Origin of the sequence: Pseudarthrobacter sp. NPDC059871 (assembly GCF_042731175.1) — a bacterium.
Classification (GTDB): Bacteria; Actinomycetota; Actinomycetes; order Actinomycetales; family Micrococcaceae; genus Arthrobacter.
In genome coordinates this window covers 60,197-75,558 of sequence record NZ_JBHWJV010000005.1, presented here as the reverse complement: position 1 = coordinate 75,558, position 15,362 = coordinate 60,197, and the positions used below count along the sequence as shown (strand labels likewise).

General features: G+C 67.2%; 13 protein-coding genes and 1 riboswitch. Of the genes, 3 read left to right on the top strand and 10 right to left on the bottom strand.

From position 1 onward, the window contains the following. Positions 1 to 52: 52 nt before the first annotated feature. Positions 53 to 1,576, bottom strand: coding sequence for a UDP-N-acetylglucosamine 1-carboxyvinyltransferase (locus tag ACFV4R_RS08550; RefSeq protein WP_091723654.1), 1,524 nt, complete (start codon positions 1,574 to 1,576; stop codon positions 53 to 55). A 179-nt stretch (positions 1,577 to 1,755) separates the two neighbouring features. Between ACFV4R_RS08550 and ACFV4R_RS08545 the strand changes: the two genes are divergently transcribed. Continuing rightward, complete coding sequence (locus tag ACFV4R_RS08545; protein WP_377201932.1) at positions 1,756 to 2,604, top strand: hypothetical protein; 849 nt, start codon at positions 1,756 to 1,758, stop codon at positions 2,602 to 2,604. A 4-nt stretch (positions 2,605 to 2,608) separates the two neighbouring features. Here the strand turns inward: ACFV4R_RS08545 and ACFV4R_RS08540 are convergent, their stop codons facing one another. The 3 genes from ACFV4R_RS08540 to ACFV4R_RS08530 are packed head-to-tail and all read right to left on the bottom strand — an operon-like array spanning position 2,609 to position 5,582. Then, the gene (locus ACFV4R_RS08540; RefSeq protein WP_377201931.1) at positions 2,609 to 3,409 is read right to left on the bottom strand and encodes an energy-coupling factor transporter transmembrane component T family protein; all 801 of its coding nucleotides are present in this window, start codon (positions 3,407 to 3,409) and stop codon (positions 2,609 to 2,611) included. Further along, positions 3,406 to 4,959 (bottom strand): ABC transporter ATP-binding protein, encoded by a 1,554-nt coding sequence (locus ACFV4R_RS08535; protein WP_377201930.1) that lies wholly within the window; start codon positions 4,957 to 4,959, stop codon positions 3,406 to 3,408. Before ACFV4R_RS08535 ends, ACFV4R_RS08540 begins: the two co-directional genes overlap by 4 nt. After that, positions 4,959 to 5,582, bottom strand: coding sequence for an ECF transporter S component (locus ACFV4R_RS08530; RefSeq protein WP_377201929.1), 624 nt, complete (start codon positions 5,580 to 5,582; stop codon positions 4,959 to 4,961). Before ACFV4R_RS08530 ends, ACFV4R_RS08535 begins: the two co-directional genes overlap by 1 nt. Before the next feature lie 66 nt (positions 5,583 to 5,648). Continuing rightward, positions 5,649 to 5,786: riboswitch (TPP riboswitch) on the bottom strand. Positions 5,787 to 6,095: 309 nt separating this feature from the next. Between ACFV4R_RS08530 and ACFV4R_RS08525 the strand changes: the two genes are divergently transcribed. Further along, the gene (locus ACFV4R_RS08525; RefSeq protein WP_377201928.1) at positions 6,096 to 8,303 is read left to right on the top strand and encodes a hypothetical protein; all 2,208 of its coding nucleotides are present in this window, start codon (positions 6,096 to 6,098) and stop codon (positions 8,301 to 8,303) included. 58 nt (positions 8,304 to 8,361) lie between these two features. After that, on the top strand, positions 8,362 to 8,625 hold the full coding sequence (locus tag ACFV4R_RS08520) for a DUF4235 domain-containing protein (RefSeq protein ID WP_015938803.1): 264 nt from the start codon (positions 8,362 to 8,364) through the stop codon (positions 8,623 to 8,625). A gap of 32 nt (positions 8,626 to 8,657) precedes the next feature. Here the strand turns inward: ACFV4R_RS08520 and mnhG are convergent, their stop codons facing one another. The 6 genes from mnhG to ACFV4R_RS08490 are packed head-to-tail and all read right to left on the bottom strand — an operon-like array spanning position 8,658 to position 15,215. Beyond that, entirely contained in the window at positions 8,658 to 9,068 is a 411-nt protein-coding gene (gene mnhG, locus ACFV4R_RS08515; protein WP_377202086.1) for a monovalent cation/H(+) antiporter subunit G, read from the bottom strand. A 4-nt stretch (positions 9,069 to 9,072) separates the two neighbouring features. After that, complete coding sequence (locus ACFV4R_RS08510) at positions 9,073 to 9,351, bottom strand: monovalent cation/H+ antiporter complex subunit F (RefSeq protein ID WP_091723671.1); 279 nt, start codon at positions 9,349 to 9,351, stop codon at positions 9,073 to 9,075. Further along, on the bottom strand, positions 9,348 to 9,893 hold the full coding sequence (locus tag ACFV4R_RS08505; RefSeq protein WP_377201927.1) for a Na+/H+ antiporter subunit E: 546 nt from the start codon (positions 9,891 to 9,893) through the stop codon (positions 9,348 to 9,350). The genes ACFV4R_RS08510 and ACFV4R_RS08505 overlap by 4 nt, the downstream gene beginning before the upstream one ends. Continuing rightward, positions 9,890 to 11,581 carry a Na+/H+ antiporter subunit D gene (locus ACFV4R_RS08500; protein ID WP_377201926.1) on the bottom strand — a complete coding sequence of 564 codons (1,692 nt, stop codon included), beginning with the start codon at positions 11,579 to 11,581 and terminating at the stop codon, positions 9,890 to 9,892. The genes ACFV4R_RS08505 and ACFV4R_RS08500 overlap by 4 nt, the downstream gene beginning before the upstream one ends. Continuing rightward, positions 11,578 to 12,204, bottom strand: a complete 627-nt coding sequence (locus ACFV4R_RS08495; RefSeq protein WP_377201925.1) for a Na(+)/H(+) antiporter subunit C — start codon at positions 12,202 to 12,204, stop codon at positions 11,578 to 11,580. Before ACFV4R_RS08495 ends, ACFV4R_RS08500 begins: the two co-directional genes overlap by 4 nt. Next, positions 12,201 to 15,215 (bottom strand): Na+/H+ antiporter subunit A, encoded by a 3,015-nt coding sequence (locus tag ACFV4R_RS08490; protein ID WP_377201924.1) that lies wholly within the window; start codon positions 15,213 to 15,215, stop codon positions 12,201 to 12,203. The genes ACFV4R_RS08495 and ACFV4R_RS08490 overlap by 4 nt, the downstream gene beginning before the upstream one ends. Between the last annotated feature and the right edge of the window lie 147 nt (positions 15,216 to 15,362).

Genomic DNA, 15,362 nt, shown 5'->3' with positions numbered 1-15,362 from the left:
GCAGAAAAGGGCCAGCTAAAACGACCCGCCCCTTCATGACGAAGCGTGAATATCAGCCCTGGAAGTACTCAATCCTGGCGCCGATGGTGTTCAGCCGCTCGGCCAGGTCCTCGTACCCGCGCTCGATCACGTAGATGTTGCGCAGCTCGGACACGCCGCGTGCCGCGAGCATGGCCAGCAGCAGGCAGGCGGCCGGACGCAGCGCCGGCGGGCAGCCCACTTCGGCGGCGCGCCATTTGGTGGGGCCGTTGATGTAGATCCGGTGGGGGTCCAGGAGCTGAACCTGCGCGCCGAGCCGGTTCAGCTCCGTCAGGTAGATGGCCCGGTTCTCGTACACCCAGTCGTGGATCATCGTCTGGCCCGTGGCGTTGGCTGCGATCACGGCGAAGAACGGCAGGTTGTCGATATTGAGGCCGGGGAACGGCATGGGGTGGATCTTGTCCTCCGGGGCCTTCAGCTCGGAGGGCTTGGTGGTCACGTCCACCAGCCGGGTCCGGCCGTTCCGTGCCACGTATTCGCCGGAGATTTCCAGCTGCTGGCCCATCTGCCCGAGCGTGGCCAGCTCGATCTCCATGAACTCGATGGGCACCCGGCGGACTGTGACCTCGGAGTTCGTCACGATGCCCGCGGTGATCAGGCTCATGGCCTCAATGGGGTCCTCGGACGGGAAGTATTCGATGTCGGCGTTGATGACGGGCTTGCCGGTGATCCTGAGGGTGGTGGTGCCCACGCCTTCGATGGTGACGCCCAGCATCTGCAGGTAGAAGCAGAGGTCCTGCACCATGTAGTTGGGGCTGGCGTTCCGGATGACCGTAGTGCCCTCGCGGTGGGTGGCCGCCATGATGGCGTTTTCCGTGACGGTATCGCCGCGCTCGGTGAGGACGAAGGAACGGTCCCGTGAATCAGCCGACGGCGCCTGGACAGCGTAGAAACCGGCCGTGGCTTCCACGGACAGGCCGAACTGGCGCAGCGCCTGCATGTGCGGCTCAACGGTGCGGGTGCCAAGGTCGCAGCCGCCGGCGTAGGGGAGCCTGTACTCGGCGGACTCGTCCAGCAGGGGCCCCAGCAGCATGATGACGCTGCGGGTGCGGCGGGCGGCCTCCACGTCCATCGAGTCGAGGTCCAGGACCGCGGGCCGGCGCAGGCGGAGGTCGGTGGCGTTAAGCCAGGTGCATTCCACGCCGATGCTGGTGAGCACCTCCACGATGCGGTTGACCTCTTCGATCCGGGCCAGGCGGCGCAGGACGGTGGTGCCGCGGTTGATGAGGCTGGCGCACAGCAGGGCAACGCCGGCGTTCTTGCTGCTGTTGACGTCAACCGAACCGGACAGGGTGCGGCCGCCCTCCACGCGAAGGTGGGTCATCTGCGGCTTACCCACGTTGACGATGCTCCGGTCGAAGATGGTCTCGAGGCGCTGGATCATTTTCAGGCTCAGGTTCTGTTTACCCTGCTCCATCCGGGCCACCGCGCTCTGGCTGGTTCCCAGCTCGGCGGCCAGCTGGCCCTGGGTCCAGCCCTTCTCGCTCCGGGCGTTCCTGAGCATGACGGCTACGTGTTCGGCGGTTTCCTGGGTCATGCAGCGAATATATCATCTATGAGTTTTTGATGGCCACTCAGGCAGGTTACAGCTCCATCAAGCTCGTTCAATATCTTTTCTATGCGATAGATCCGGGCTGCGGCGTTGCGCCTTGTCCTCTCCGTGATACCGCGGGAGACTGGATCATAAGTTTCTTCAAGCAATAAACGGAGCCCCACATGCCCCGGACTCGAGCCCACCTACCAGTGTTCAGGCTGGCATGGCTGCTGGTGGCAGCAGTGCTTTTCACCTGCGCCGGGCCCGCGTGGGCCGATCCAGCCGATCCCACGGCAGGGCCGCAAGGGGGCAGCGGAAGCCAGTCCCTGCTCGGCAACGACGTTTCCTGGCCCCAATGCGACGCGGAATTGCCGCGGGACCAGGCGTTCGCCATCGTCGGCGTCAATAACGGTTTGGCCAATAACACCAACCCGTGCCTGCAGGAACAGCTCGAATGGGCCGAATCGTCATCCGGAACTGTAGCCTCGCAGCCCAAGGCACAGCTCTACATCAATACTGCCAATCCCGGGCGGGCCGGGTCCTGGTGGCCGGTCAGCGACGAATACCCCACCGGCTCGAAAGTGCACAACCCGTACGGCTCCTGCAAGGCCGGGGACTACGGCACGGCCTGCGCCTACATGTACGGCTACGCCAAGGCCTTCGACGCAGCCTACGTCCGCGGAGTGACCGACCCCGCGGACTACGTCTGGTGGTTGGATGTGGAAACCGAAAACACCTGGTCCGGCAGCAAGGACGCCAACCGCACCGTCCTCGAAGGCATGACGGATTTCTTCCACAGCATCGACGCAGCAGGTGTGGGCATCTACTCCACCGGCCAGCAGTGGCACAGGATCGTGGGGAACGTCAGCAGTTCCAGCAACCTCTACCCCCTGCCGAGCTGGCTGGCGGGATCCCGGAATGCAGATTCGGCGGCCACCGCGTGTTCAAAATCCCCGCTGACGGGCGGCGGGAAAGTGGTGCTGACGCAGTTCATCCACGCCGGGCTGGACTACAACCACGCCTGCACCTAGCGGGTCAGTTCCCGGCCCACACCATGTTCCAGGTGCCTGCGGACACTGCCGCCGTGACGGCCAGGCCGGCCATCACCAGCCCGCCTGCCAGGACCCACGCATCCAACAGCGTGTAAGTGGATTCCCGGGCCCACGTGCGTGGCCCGCCACCGAAGCCGCGCGCTTCCATGGTCACCGCAAGCCGTGACGCCCGCCTGATCGCCTGGACCAGCAGCCCGAAGCTTTGCCCCAGGGTGGCCTTCACCCGTTGCAGCACGCTGCCGCGCGAGCCAACCCCCCGGGCACGCCGCGCCATTCCGATGGTCTGCCATTCCTCGGCCATCAGCCCCACGAGGCGCATCGCAGCCAGGGTTCCCAGGACAAACCGGTGCGGCAGCCGGGCCTTCTGCGCCAGCGCATCAGCGAGGTCGGTGGGGTCCGTGCAGCTCACCAGGAGTATTGCGGGCAACGCGATGGCCAGGCCGCGGAGCAGGAAGCCCACCCCCGTCTCCAGCGAGCCCTCGCTCATGGTCCAGATGCCGGCGTCGATCAGTGTCCGTCCGCTGTCCGGCGCCAGGATGGAGGTGCTCCACCCGCCCACGGCGGCAGCGAGGATCAGCGGCCAGCCGCGCTGCCACAGCAGCGCCAGCGTGAGCCCGGCAAGCGGAAACAGCAGCAGTTCGAAGAACAGTGCCACGGATGCTGACACCCAGTCGATGGACAGCGCCAGGACCACAGTGATGAGCACGACGGCGGCCAGCTTGCTCAGCGGGTTGGCGCGGGCCAGGAGCGCAGCGTTTCCGCGGAGGTTCAGTTCCTGCCTCATGGCGCCACCGCTTCCGCCGCCGCAAGTTGAAGTTCCGTGCCACCAAGGACCGCGGTGAACTCGGCGTCATGGGTCACGGACACCACTGCCGTGCCGGCGTCCAGGAGTTCGGAGAGGAAAGATGCCAGCTCGGCCCAGGTATTGGCATCCTGGCCGAACGTGGGCTCGTCCAGGACCAGTACCTGCGGGCTTGCCGCCAGGACCGTGGCCACGGAAAGCCGCCGCTTTTCGCCGCCGGACAGGGTGTACGGATTGGCGTCCACCAGGTGGCGTAGCCGCAGCCGTTCCAGCAGTTCGTCAACCCTGTCTTCACCGTGCCCCAGGTGCCGGGGCCCGAAGAGCAGTTCGTCCAGGACCTTGCCGGTGACGAACTGGTGCTCGGGTTCCTGGAAGACGGTGCCGATCCGCTCGATCAGCTGTTCCGCCTTCCACTGGTACGGGGTGATTCCGGCACCGCGGCTGAGGTCCGTCGTGGCGGAGACCGTCCCCTTGACCGGTTCGAGGAGTCCGGCAAGGGTCAGCGCGAAGGTTGATTTCCCTGCGCCGTTGGGTCCGGTGACGGCGAGTGCTTGCCCGGCGCGGACCTGGGCGATGATGCCCTCCTGAACCGGCAACGGCGGAACTTTACGGAAACCTTTGCGCCGCGGGCGTTGCCGGGAGACGGCCAGGTTTTCGGCGGCCAGCAGGAGTCCTCCGGCCCCGGGGGCCTGTTCCTCGGCCCGCCCGCGGGTGGAGGGAACATACCCTGGAACCCATACGCCGGCAGCCGTCAGCATGGTCCGCGCTTCGGCCAGCACCCGGTCCGGCGGGCCGTCCAGGAGCACTGCGGGGTTGGCGCCGCTGCCGGGCTGCAGCACCACGATCCTGTCCACGAGGTCTTTCCACACGGACACCCGGTGCTCCACCACCACCAGCGTTGCGCCGGTCTTGTCCAGGCAGCGGGCCACGGCGTCCCTGACTTCGAGCACACCGGCCGGGTCCAGGTTGGCGGTGGGTTCATCGAGCAGGATCAGCCCGGGCCGCATCGCGAGGATGCCTGCAAGCGCGAGCCGCTGTTTCTGCCCGCCGGACAGAGCCGACGTCGGGTGGTCCAGCGGCAGGTGGGACAGCCCGACGTCGGCCAGCGCCTCATGCACGCGCGGCCAGATGGCATCGCGGGGCACGGCAAGGTTTTCGGCGCCGAAGGCGACGTCGTCGCCTACCCGGGAGAGGACCACCTGGGTCTCGGGATCCTGCTGCATGAGGCCCGCGCGGCCGCGCTGGCCGCGGGGCGGGCCGCCGTCGACCAGCAACGAACCGGTCTCGTCGGCCTCGCCTGCCTCGCCGTCGTCGTCCGCATCGCCCAGCACCCCGGCGAGCGCATGGAGGAGCGTCGATTTGCCTGCCCCGGACGGGCCAAGCAGGAGTACCCGCTCACCCGGGCTGATGTCGAGGTCGAGGGCGTGGACGGCCGGTGTGGTGCGGCCCGCGTGCCGCCAGCCCCAGCCGCGGGCGGTGACCGTGGCCGGCCGCACCGTTTGGGGTGCGGCCGCGTGGGAAGGTGCCGGCATCAGGAGAAGACGGGCTCCGTAGCGGCCTTCCGGGATGCAAAGGAGCTCAGCACGCCGGTCCGGGCAAGGCCGCGGGTGGCGATCCAGGCGAGCGCGCCGGCGATGATGGCCCCGGAGATAGTTGTGCAAACGATGTACACCAACTTATATTCGCCGGAATCGGCGACGTTCCAGCCCCACGGTGCGAAGGCATCGTTCAGGCCGCAGAAGAGGCCCGCCGCGGCACCGGCCAGCAGGGAGACCGGGAGGTTGAACTTCCGGTAGACGAAGATGGCGAAAATGATCTCGGCACCCAGGCCCTGGACGAAGCCGGAAAAAAGGACGGATGTGCCGTAGGGCGACCCCATGAAAAGTTCACCGGTGGCGGCAACCGTCTCGCAGAACACGGCAGCGCCGGGCTTCCGGATGATGAGCATGCCCAGGACCGCCGGGATCATCCAGCCGCCGGCCAGGAGGCCCGTGAGGGGCGGGTAGGCAACCTTGATTGGGCCCGAAAGGGCTGTTGCACCTTGAGACCAGGCCCAGAAGATAACGCCGCCGGCGATGGCGATCAGGGCCGCCACCACGATGTCAACGACGCGCCAGGACCTGCTGGCGGGCTTTTTGATTGCTGAAGTAGTCATGTGATCCTCCTGGAAACAGGAGGGGAAAGTGGACGCGGGTGCCGGCTGCTGCCGCCATTCTCCGCGCACTTCGAGAACTCGACTCCCTTGCGCCGGTACTAACCGGATCAGGTTCGAGGGTCTGCGGCTGTCCGCACTCTCAGCGCCCACCTGCGTTTCCCGGCTGGTGCCGGGGCCGACGGCGGCGCTCCCCTGTCGTAAATGTGTTGTTGATGATGCTGTGGATGTATTGCGTTTGAATGTTTCGCACCCTTCCGGGCGTGCTCAAGTTTACACCTGGAGGCCGGTGGATTGTGGGCCATGACTGCCAACCAGGCAGATGTGACTGACCACGGTCACCGTGTCCGGCTGCCTCAAGTGGCGGACCAGCACCTGGTGGTGGAAGCGATGCGCGGGGTACTCGGGACGGCTGGTTGACACTGCCCGGCGTTCTCGCAAGGATTGACTGGGAAAGCGTTTTCTGAGCTGCCTGCTTCCCCGGCCCGGGCCCAGGCATTAGCCAAGGAGTGCAACGTGCACAGCCAGCCGACCGTGATTAACCGCGAAGCGCTGGTGCGGCGCCACAATGTGGAACAGCACAGCCTCGATCCACGCAGCCCCGCTTCGGTGGGCAACGGCGAGTTCTGCTTCACCATGGACCTGACCGGCATGCAGTCCCTTCCCGGGGAATACCCGGTGGCCGCCCGCGACGACCTGCCGCCCGGCACTTTACTGGGCACGCAGGCCCAGTGGGGCTGGCACTCAATCCCGCCGGAACAGGAGTACACCCTTGCCGGTTCCACGGTCCTCTACGATTCACCGCGTGGCCCGGTCCCCTACGTGGACATGGTGGGCGCCATCGTGGATGGCCGCGAAACGCAGTCGTCGCGGGCGGAAACCTGGCTCCGCGCCAACCCCCACCGGCTGGACCTGGGCCGGATCGGCTTTGCGCTCCCGGGAAAGGATGCCCCCGCGCTCACCCGGGACGACATCACGGACGCGCACCAGGTCCTGGACCTCTGGACGGGCACGGCCACCAGCATCTTCACCTTGCACGGCAATCCGGTCAATGTCACCACGGCCTGCCGCCCGGACAGGGACGAGCTGGGCTTCCGCGTCCTCTCCCCCGCCCTCGCCGACGGGCTCGCCGTATCCCTGGCCTTCCCCTACGGCTCCGAGGCCTGGCACAACGCAGCCGACTGGAACAGCCCCGCCGCCCACACCACCATCGTTGAAGAACGCCACGGCGGAGCGTCCGGCCAGCGCTGGCTGATTTCACGCTGCCTGGACGGTTCCGGGTACCAGGTGGCCGTCAGCGGTGCAGGGCTGGAACTCGAACAGGCTGGCCCGCACGAACTGCTCATCCGGGCCTCCGCTGGGCAGGACAGCCTCGACTTCAGCGTGCACTTCATCAGCACGGGGCAGGGCGACTGCCTTCCCCGCGGCAACGGGGGAATCAGCGGGTTCGGCGGCCGTTCAGCAGCGGCATTGGAGCCGGTCCCTGAGGTGTCATCGGCACCGGATGTGGCAGCGGCACCGGGCAGCGCCGCCATTGCCGCGTCCCGCACGGCGTGGCCGGAATTCTGGAACTCAGGCGGCGCCGTCGACCTCTCCGGAACAGCCGATCCCCGCGCCGGTGAGATCGAACGCCGGACGGTGCTCTCCCAGTACCTCACCGCCGTCAACTGCTCCGGGTCGCTGCCGCCGCAGGAGACGGGGCTGGTCTGCAATTCGTGGCGCGGCCGCTTCCACCTCGAGATGCACTGGTGGCATGCCGCCCACTTCGCCACGTGGAACCGGACGGAGCTCCTGCTGCCCGCCCTCCGCTGGTACGCGTCCGCCCTGGAACCGGCCCGGCAGACGGCCAAAGCCCAGGGTTTCGACGGCGTCCGCTGGCCCAAGCAGGTGGGTCCGGACGGGCGGGAAAGCCCCAGCCCCATCGGCACCTTCCTGGTGTGGCAGCAGCCGCACCCCATCCATCTGGCGGAACTGGCCTACCGGGCCAACCCGTCACAGGAACTCCTTGAGGAATTCGCCACGGTGGTTTTCGAAACCGCTGGGTTCATGGCCGCCTTCGCGCACCCCACGGACCGGGGTTTCGAGCTGGGGCCGCCCCTGGTGCCGGCGCAGGAGAGTTACGAGTCGGTGCGCGGGACGGTCACCAACCCCACGTTCGAGCTTGCCTACTGGCAGTGGGCCCTCCGGGTGGCGAATGTGTGGAGGGAACGGCTGGGCCTGCCTGCCGAGGGCACCTGGGCGGCGGTAGCGGACGGCATGGTCCCGCCCAGGGTGGTGGACGGCGTGTACGCGGCGATCGACGTCGAGCCCTTCACTATCCGCACGGACCATCCCTCAATGTTGTGCGCCCTGGGGGTGCTGCCGCGGACGGACCTGGTGGACCCGGAAATAATGCGGGCCACGCTGGCTGACGTACTGGCCGGCTGGGACTGGGACAGCACCTGGGGCTGGGACTACCCCGTGACGGCCATGACGGCCGCGCGGCTGGAAGACCCGGAGGCCGCCGTGGACGCGCTGTTGATGGACGCGGCGAAGAACCTGGTCCTGCCAAACGGGCACAACCGGCAGACGGATTCGCTCCCGCTGTACCTGCCCGGCAACGGCGGTCTGCTGGCGGCGGTGGCGCTCATGGCCGCGGGATGGGATGGCGGCCCGGCGCGGCACGCTCCCGGCTTCCCCCAGGATTGGACAGTGGCATGGGAGGGGCTCATCCCCGCGCCGTAGGAACTTAGCCAGTAGGGTGGGGTGCAGACCGTTTTACCGCCCGCAAGGAGTACCAGGAATGAACCTTCTCATCAAGCTGCTCGGCACCGGCGTAAGCCTGGGTGCAGGATTTGCCGGCACCAAGCTGGTCAACACCATTTGGGAAAAGACCACCGGCAACAAGCCGCCCACCGGCAAGGGCGAGGACGTCCCCACCAGCCTTCGCTCAGCCCTGACGTTCGCGCTGATCTCTGCGTTCGTCAGCACCATCATCCAGGTCCTGGCCAACCGCGGCACGCAGCGCGCCATCACCCGATTCGCCAAGACGCAGGACATCGTCTAACCACCCACGCTGTCCCCGCACGCCGGCCGGCTTCAGCGGGTTGAGCCGCCGTCCTCGCCGTCCTCACGGGCGGCCTGGGCGGCGGCTTTCTGCACTACTGCGTCAAGCTCGTCCGAGGTGAGCAGCTCCCGGTGCAGGTGCTTGGTCCGGTACCCGGCGCGGCCCACCATGTGGGCGGACACCGGAACCGTCAGCAGCTGGAAGATCCAGGCAACCACCAGGACCGGCCACACCCACAACGTGCGCATCTGCAGTCCGATGGAGGCCAGCAGCAGGAACAGTCCCAGCACCTGCGGCTTGGTGGCGGCGTGCATGCGGCTCAGAAGGTCCGGGAAGCGCAGCAGGCCGATGGCAGCGCCCAGGGACATGATGGCTCCCACCACCATGAACACGGCGGACACCACGTCAATCCAACCGTCCAGGCTGGTCAGGTCCGGGGTCATCATGTCAGGGCTCACTGGGGTGCTCCCGCCGGTCGGCCACGAAACGTGCAACGGTCACTGACCCGATGAAGCCGATCACGGAGATGGCCACCACCAGCATCAGGTTGTTCAGGTGCCGGTTCACGGCCATGTCAATGCACAGCGCCGCGCCAAGGATGGCCAAAAGGACATCCGAGGCCAGCACGCGGTCCAGCAGCGACGGGCCGCGGGCAATCCGGATGATTGCCCCGCCGGCGGCGAGCGAGAGGATGACGGCCGTAACGGCCAGGACCACCTGCATCATGCTGCAGCCTCCGCCTGGACGATGGCGAGTTCTTCGTTGGTGCCCATGATCCGGATGAGCCCGGCTTCGATGGTACGCACTTCATTGCGCAGGTTTTCCACGTCCTCGGCGGAGCTGATGTTGATGGCGTGCAGGTACAGGGTGGAGGTTGACCGGTCCACTTCCACCACCAGGGAGCCCGGGATCAGCGAGATCACGTGGCCGGTGGCGGTGACGATGAGGTCCTGGTGGCTCCGCAGCGTCACGGCCACCACCGCGTTGTGCACTTTGGGTCCGCGGACGGCGGCGAGGTAGAGGATCTGGAAACTGGCCACCACCACCCGGCCCAGGAACATCAGCGCGAAGGGGATGGCGTGCCGGACGTTGAACCGGCCGCTGAGCTCCACGGGCGGCAGGTAGAACAGCCGGGCGACGGCGATGGCCAGCAGCGCTCCGAACAGCAGGTTGCCGGGGCTGAAGTCCTGCCAGAGGGCGCCCCAGACGATGACCAGCCAGACGAGGAGCGGAAGCTCCTGCCGCAGGGAAATACGGCGGCGGCTCATTTTCCTCCTCCCGCGGGTGCTCCAACGGCCGGGACCGTTACGTCCTCACCCAGGACGGCGTGGATGTAGGGGCCGCGGTCCAGCATCTCTGCCGCTGCCCGGTCGGACAGCCCGAACAGGGGTCCCGCGAAGACGGTCAGCGCCATGCCCAGGACCACCAGGCCGGCGGTGGGCCCCACCATGGTGCGGGGCATCAGGGTGGAACGGACCAGTGTGCTGCTGCCGCCGCTTCCCGCCCGGCTGAGGACCGGCACTGCCAGGCCGCTCCTGCCGGCCCCGTCCGCCACAGGTTCGTCGTCCACGACGTCCTCCTCCACCGGCTGCCCCGGGGCTGCCAGAAGGACGGGATCCGGGTGTTCGGCGTCGGCAGGACGCCGCCAGAAGGCACGGTTCCAGACCCTGGCCACGGCCAGCAGTGTCAGGAGGCTGGTCACCACGCCGCCGATCACCAGGGCGTAGGCCAGCGGGGTTCCCAGTTCCACGCCGGCCTGCAGCAGGCCCACCTTGCCGAGGAACCCGGAGAAGGGCGGGATGCCCGCCAGGTTCATGCCGGGAATGAAGAACAGGAGCGCCAGCAGTGGCGAGATCTTGGCCAGGCCGCCCAGCCGGTCCACGGAGGAGCTGCCTCCGCGGCGTTCGATCAGGCCGGTGACCAGGAACAGGCTGGTCTGGATGGTGATGTGGTGGGCCACGTAGAAGATGGCGGCCGCGAGGCCCACAACCGAGGACATGGCCAGTCCAAACACCATGTAGCCGATGTGGCTGACAAGGGTGAACGAGAGCAGACGTTTGATGTCGCTCTGCGCCAGGGCACCCAGGATTCCCACCACCATGGTCAGCAGCGCCGCTATCATCAGCGGGGTGTTCAGGGTGTCTCCGGGGAACAGCAGGGTCTCGGTGCGGACCATGGCGTAAACGCCCACCTTGGTGAGCAGGCCGGCGAACACGGCGGTGACCGGGGCGGGGGCTGTGGGGTAGGAGTCAGGCAGCCAGAAAGACAGCGGGAAGACGGCGGCCTTGATGCCGAACGCCACCAGCAGCATGACGTGCAGGAGGGTCTTGGTGCCCTGGTCCAGTTCGCCGAGCTTGATGGCCAGGTCCGCCATGTTCACGGTGCCGGTGGCCCCGTAGACCATGGCGATGGAAATCAGGAACAGCACCGAGGACACCACGGACACCACCACGTAGGTGACGCCGGCGCGGATCCGGGGTCCGGTGCCGCCCAGCGTCATCAGGACGTAGCTTGCCGTCAGCAGGATCTCGAAGCCCACGTACAGGTTGAAGAGATCGCCGGAGAGGAAGGCGTTGGACACCCCGGCCACCAGGATCAGGTAGGTGGGGTGGAAGATGGACACCGGCGCGTCCTTGTCGCCGTCGGCCATGCCCTGGCCCGTGGCATAGACGAGGACAGCGAGGCTCACCGCGGAGGAAACCACCAGCATCAGTGACGAGAACTGGTCCACCACCAGCACGATGCCCCATGGCGGAATCCATCCGCCGATGCTGACAGCCACGGTGCCGCCGTCCCACACCGCCGCCATCAGGAAGCATTCGAGCAGCAGGGTCAGGGACAGCAGCCCGATGCTGACGGCCCGCTGGGCACGGGAGTGCCGGATCAGCAGGAAGGTCAGGGCGGCGCCCAGGATGGGAAGTACGACGGCGAGCGGGGCCAGACTGGCGATGTTCACTGTCCGCCTCCTTCCGGGCTGGGCTTGACGTTGGGTGAGCCGGGTTTTTCTTCCTGGGCCGCGTTCTCGGTGGGGATTTCGCGGTCGCCCGCCACCACGGTGGCAGTGCCACCGTGCACCCGGGCGCCGGCCTCACGGCCGCCGGACGTATCATCGCCGGCCCCTGGCCTGTGGTCCGAGATATCCTGGCCGTCGCCGCCCAGCATGGTGAGCGGGAACTCGGACGTTTCGGCGGGAATCTCGGCGTCGTCCTCTGCGTCGAAGCTGGGGGTTTCGGCGACGCGGAGGTCTTCCACGTCGTCCTGGATTTCGTCCTCGCGTGCCAGCACCCAGGTCCGGTAGATGATGCCGAGCATGAAAGCGGTCACCGCGAACGAGATCACGATGGACGTCAGGATCAGCGCCTGCGGCAGCGGATCGTTATAGTCCCCCGCAGCGGTGTCCTTGGAGAACAGCGGGGCCAGGCCGGAGTAGCCGCCGGTGGAAAGGATCAGCAGGTTGGTGGCGTTGGCCAGGAGCATGAGCCCCAGCAGGACGCGGGTGAGGCTGCGTTCCAGGATCAGGTAGATGCCGCAGGCATACAGGGCACCCATGACCAGGAGCAGGGCGAGGTTGATGCTCATGCCTTGCCTCCTGAGATGGTTTCGGCTGGCATGTCTTCGGGTTCCTCGTACTCTGCGGGTTCGGAGCCCCGCTCCTCGATGTGTACGTCCACTTCGGCGCCGAGGCTGCGCAGCACGTCCAGCACCAGGCCCACCACCACGATGTACACGCCAATGTCGAAAATGGTGGACGTAACGAACTTGATGTCCCCGAACACGGGCAGCCAGAACTGGATGATGGCGCTCTGGAACACCTGGCCGCCCAGGAACAGCGGGGCAACGCCGGATCCTGCGGCTGTGGCCAGCCCGATGCCCAGCAGGCCACCGGCGCTGACGGGAGTTGCCTCGCTGAGTTCGAACCGCCCGCCGGCCAGGTAGCGGATGGTCAGGGCCAGGCCGGCCGTCAGGCCGCCGGCGAAGCCGCCGCCAGGCAGGTTGTGGCCGGCGAACAGGAGGTACAGCGAGAAGATCACCAGCGAGTGGAAGACCAGCCGGGTGACCACTTCGAAGATGATGGAGCGGCGTTCCGGGGCCAGCGTCCGGCCGGCCACCAGCCAGGCGTCCCGGGTGGCCGTGGCGAACTTCCTGCTGATCGCCAGGGCAGCGCCGTCCCGGGAACCCGGGTCCACGCCATGGAAGCGGCCCACGGTTCCTTCCGCCACCGAGGCTGAGGCCCGCAGCCGGTCACCGCGGCCGCGGACGAAGATGAGGCTCGCAACACCCGTGGCGGCCAGTGCCAGCACGGTGATTTCACCGAAGGTGTCCCAGGCCCGGATGTCCACGAGCGTGACGTTGACGATGTTCAGTCCGCCGCCGCCTTCGTAGGCAAGTTGCGGGAACTGCAGGGAGATGGGCTGGGCCACGCGGGCGCCCATGGCGTAGATGGCCGCGAACACCATGGTGGCTCCGAAGGCCGCACCGATGATGACACGGACCACACGGTATTTGCCGCCGGTACGGTCCCGCAGTTCGGGCGGCAGGCGGCGCATGCCGAGGACGAAAGCCACCAGGATGATGGTTTCCACCAGCATCTGAGTCAGTGCCAGGTCCGGGGCCCCTTGGAGGGCGAACATCAGGGCGATGCCGTAGCCGGTGACCGACACCATCAGCACCGCAAGGAAGCGCTTGTTCGCCTTGACGGCCGCGAGGGCGCCGATCACGATGCCGATTCCCGCGACGATCTGCAGCGGAGAGCCCGGATCCACCAGGTAGATATTGTCCGGAAGCGGCTTGCCGGCGAAGAGGATCGCGGTGAGCGGCAGGACAAACGCCACTGTGAGGATGACTGCGAGGTAGAAGTAGAGCGAACCGCGCTGGGTCCGGCCGGTGATCCACACGGCGATGTCGTCCAGCGCACCGATGGTCAGCTGGTAGGCGCGGTCGGCATCCACCCAGTCCGGCACCAGGGCCTGCGCCCGGGCCACGGCGTTGCGGCCGAAGTACATGGCAGCGCCGAGAACAAAGGTGAGCGTCGTCAGACCAAGTGCGGGGGTCAGCCCGTGCCACAGCGCCAGGTTCCCCGCCTGCTCGGCCGGTGTTCCGGCGTCGGGCGCCGTTGACGCCAACAGCGCGGCGTACGGCTGGATCCAGGTGTCAACCGGCGCCGGCCACAGGCCGTAGGCGATGGTCAGGACGCTCAGGATGGCCGGGGCCGCGATGAAGGAAGGCCGGACGGCCTTGAACTGGGTGGGCTCCACGCCGGGTTTGACGGCGAAGGCACCCCACATGAAGCGCGCGCTGTACGCGAAAGTAAGAACTGAACCCAGGACCAGCCCCACCAGGACCACCATGCCCCACGGTCCGGCGTCAGGGTCCCCGGCGTGGTGGACGAACGCTTCCAGCACGGATTCCTTGGCCACGAACCCGGCAAGGAAGGGGATGCCGGCCATGGACGCGGCACCGATGCCGGCCACGATCCCCAGGGCGCGGGAGGACCTGAAAACACCCGAAAGCTTGCGGACATCGCGCGTTCCGGATTGGTGGTCGATAATGCCGACCACCAGGAACAGCGTCGCCTTGAAGAGGCCGTGGGCGAGCAGCATCGCCAGGCCGGCCAGCGCGGCGTCCGGCGTACCGAGGCCCACCACCATCGTGAGGAAGCCCAGCTGGCTGACGGTGCCGTAGGCGAGGATGAGTTTGATGTCGGTCTGGCGCAGCGCACGGTAGCCGCCAACCAGCATGGTGGCCAGGCCCAGGCCCAGCACTACGGGCTGCCAGTAGGCCGTCTCCGCGAATCCGGGCGCCAGCCGTGCCACCAGGTAGATGCCGGCCTTCACCATGGCGGCGGCGTGCAGGTACGCGCTGACCGGGGTGGGGGCGGCCATGGCACCGGGAAGCCAGAAGTGGAAGGGGACCAGCGCGGATTTGGTGATGGCGCCCACCAGGATGAGCACGACGGCGGCGCTCACCACGGCGCCGGTTGGGCCTTCCGCGAGCCCTTGGGCCTGTTCAAGGATGGCTGAGACGCGGTAGGTTCCGGCCGTCTGGCCCAGCATGATGACTCCCACCAGCATGGCCAGGCCACCGGCGGTGGTGACCATCAGGGCCTGCAGCGCCGAGCGCCGGGCCGCCAGCCTGGTCCGGGCAAAGCCGATCAGCAGGTAGGACAGGATGGTGGTGAGTTCCCAGAAGATGAAGAGCAGCAGCAGGTCATCGGCCAACACCAGGCCGAACATGGCGCCGGCGAAGGCCAGGAGCTGCGCGCCGAACGCACCGAGGTCCTGGTCCTTCCGCTTGAAGTACCGGGCGCAGTAGAGCAGCACCAGGGCACCAACGCCCAGTACCAGCAGGGACATCACCCAGGCCAGCGGGTCCATGCGGAAGGCGAACTCGAGGTGGAGGCCGGGAATCCAGGGGATGACCTCGGACACCGCACCCTGCTCCGAATAGACGGGGCCGTACTGGAACAAGAGCCAAATGAACGAGGCGGCGGGAACCGCTGCCAAAGCGTAGAATGCGTTGCGGCCCCACTTCCTGAAGAACAACGGCGCCAGTACAGCCACCGAAAAGTGCACGGCAAGGACTGTGATCACTGGTATCTCCGCAACGTCAGGAATTCGATTGTCAAAAGTTGGAGCAGGCGGCAAAGCGTTGGGTTCGGGAGTCCCCAGTTTATCAAGCCTGCGCATGCTGCCGGCGCCAAATTTCGTCCCGGCCGCCCATCACCCCCGCCAGTCCGG

Bases quoted from the DNA above. Each gene is read 5' to 3' on its own strand.
- ACFV4R_RS08540 (WP_377201931.1), bottom strand. From the start codon at position 3,409: ATGAGGCAGGAACTGAACCTCCGCGGAAACGCTGCGCTCCTGGCCCGC.
- ACFV4R_RS08510 (WP_091723671.1), bottom strand. From the start codon at position 9,351: ATGATGCAGGTGGTCCTGGCCGTTACGGCCGTCATCCTCTCGCTCGCC.
- mnhG (WP_377202086.1), bottom strand. From the start codon at position 9,068: ATGACCCCGGACCTGACCAGCCTGGACGGTTGGATTGACGTGGTGTCC.
- ACFV4R_RS08520 (WP_015938803.1), top strand. From the start codon at position 8,362: ATGAACCTTCTCATCAAGCTGCTCGGCACCGGCGTAAGCCTGGGTGCA.
- ACFV4R_RS08545 (WP_377201932.1), top strand. From the start codon at position 1,756: ATGCCCCGGACTCGAGCCCACCTACCAGTGTTCAGGCTGGCATGGCTG.
- ACFV4R_RS08530 (WP_377201929.1), bottom strand. From the start codon at position 5,582: ATGACTACTTCAGCAATCAAAAAGCCCGCCAGCAGGTCCTGGCGCGTC.
- ACFV4R_RS08495 (WP_377201925.1), bottom strand. From the start codon at position 12,204: ATGAGCATCAACCTCGCCCTGCTCCTGGTCATGGGTGCCCTGTATGCC.
- ACFV4R_RS08505 (WP_377201927.1), bottom strand. From the start codon at position 9,893: ATGAGCCGCCGCCGTATTTCCCTGCGGCAGGAGCTTCCGCTCCTCGTC.
- ACFV4R_RS08535 (WP_377201930.1), bottom strand. From the start codon at position 4,959: ATGCCGGCACCTTCCCACGCGGCCGCACCCCAAACGGTGCGGCCGGCC.
- ACFV4R_RS08550 (WP_091723654.1), bottom strand. From the start codon at position 1,576: ATGACCCAGGAAACCGCCGAACACGTAGCCGTCATGCTCAGGAACGCC.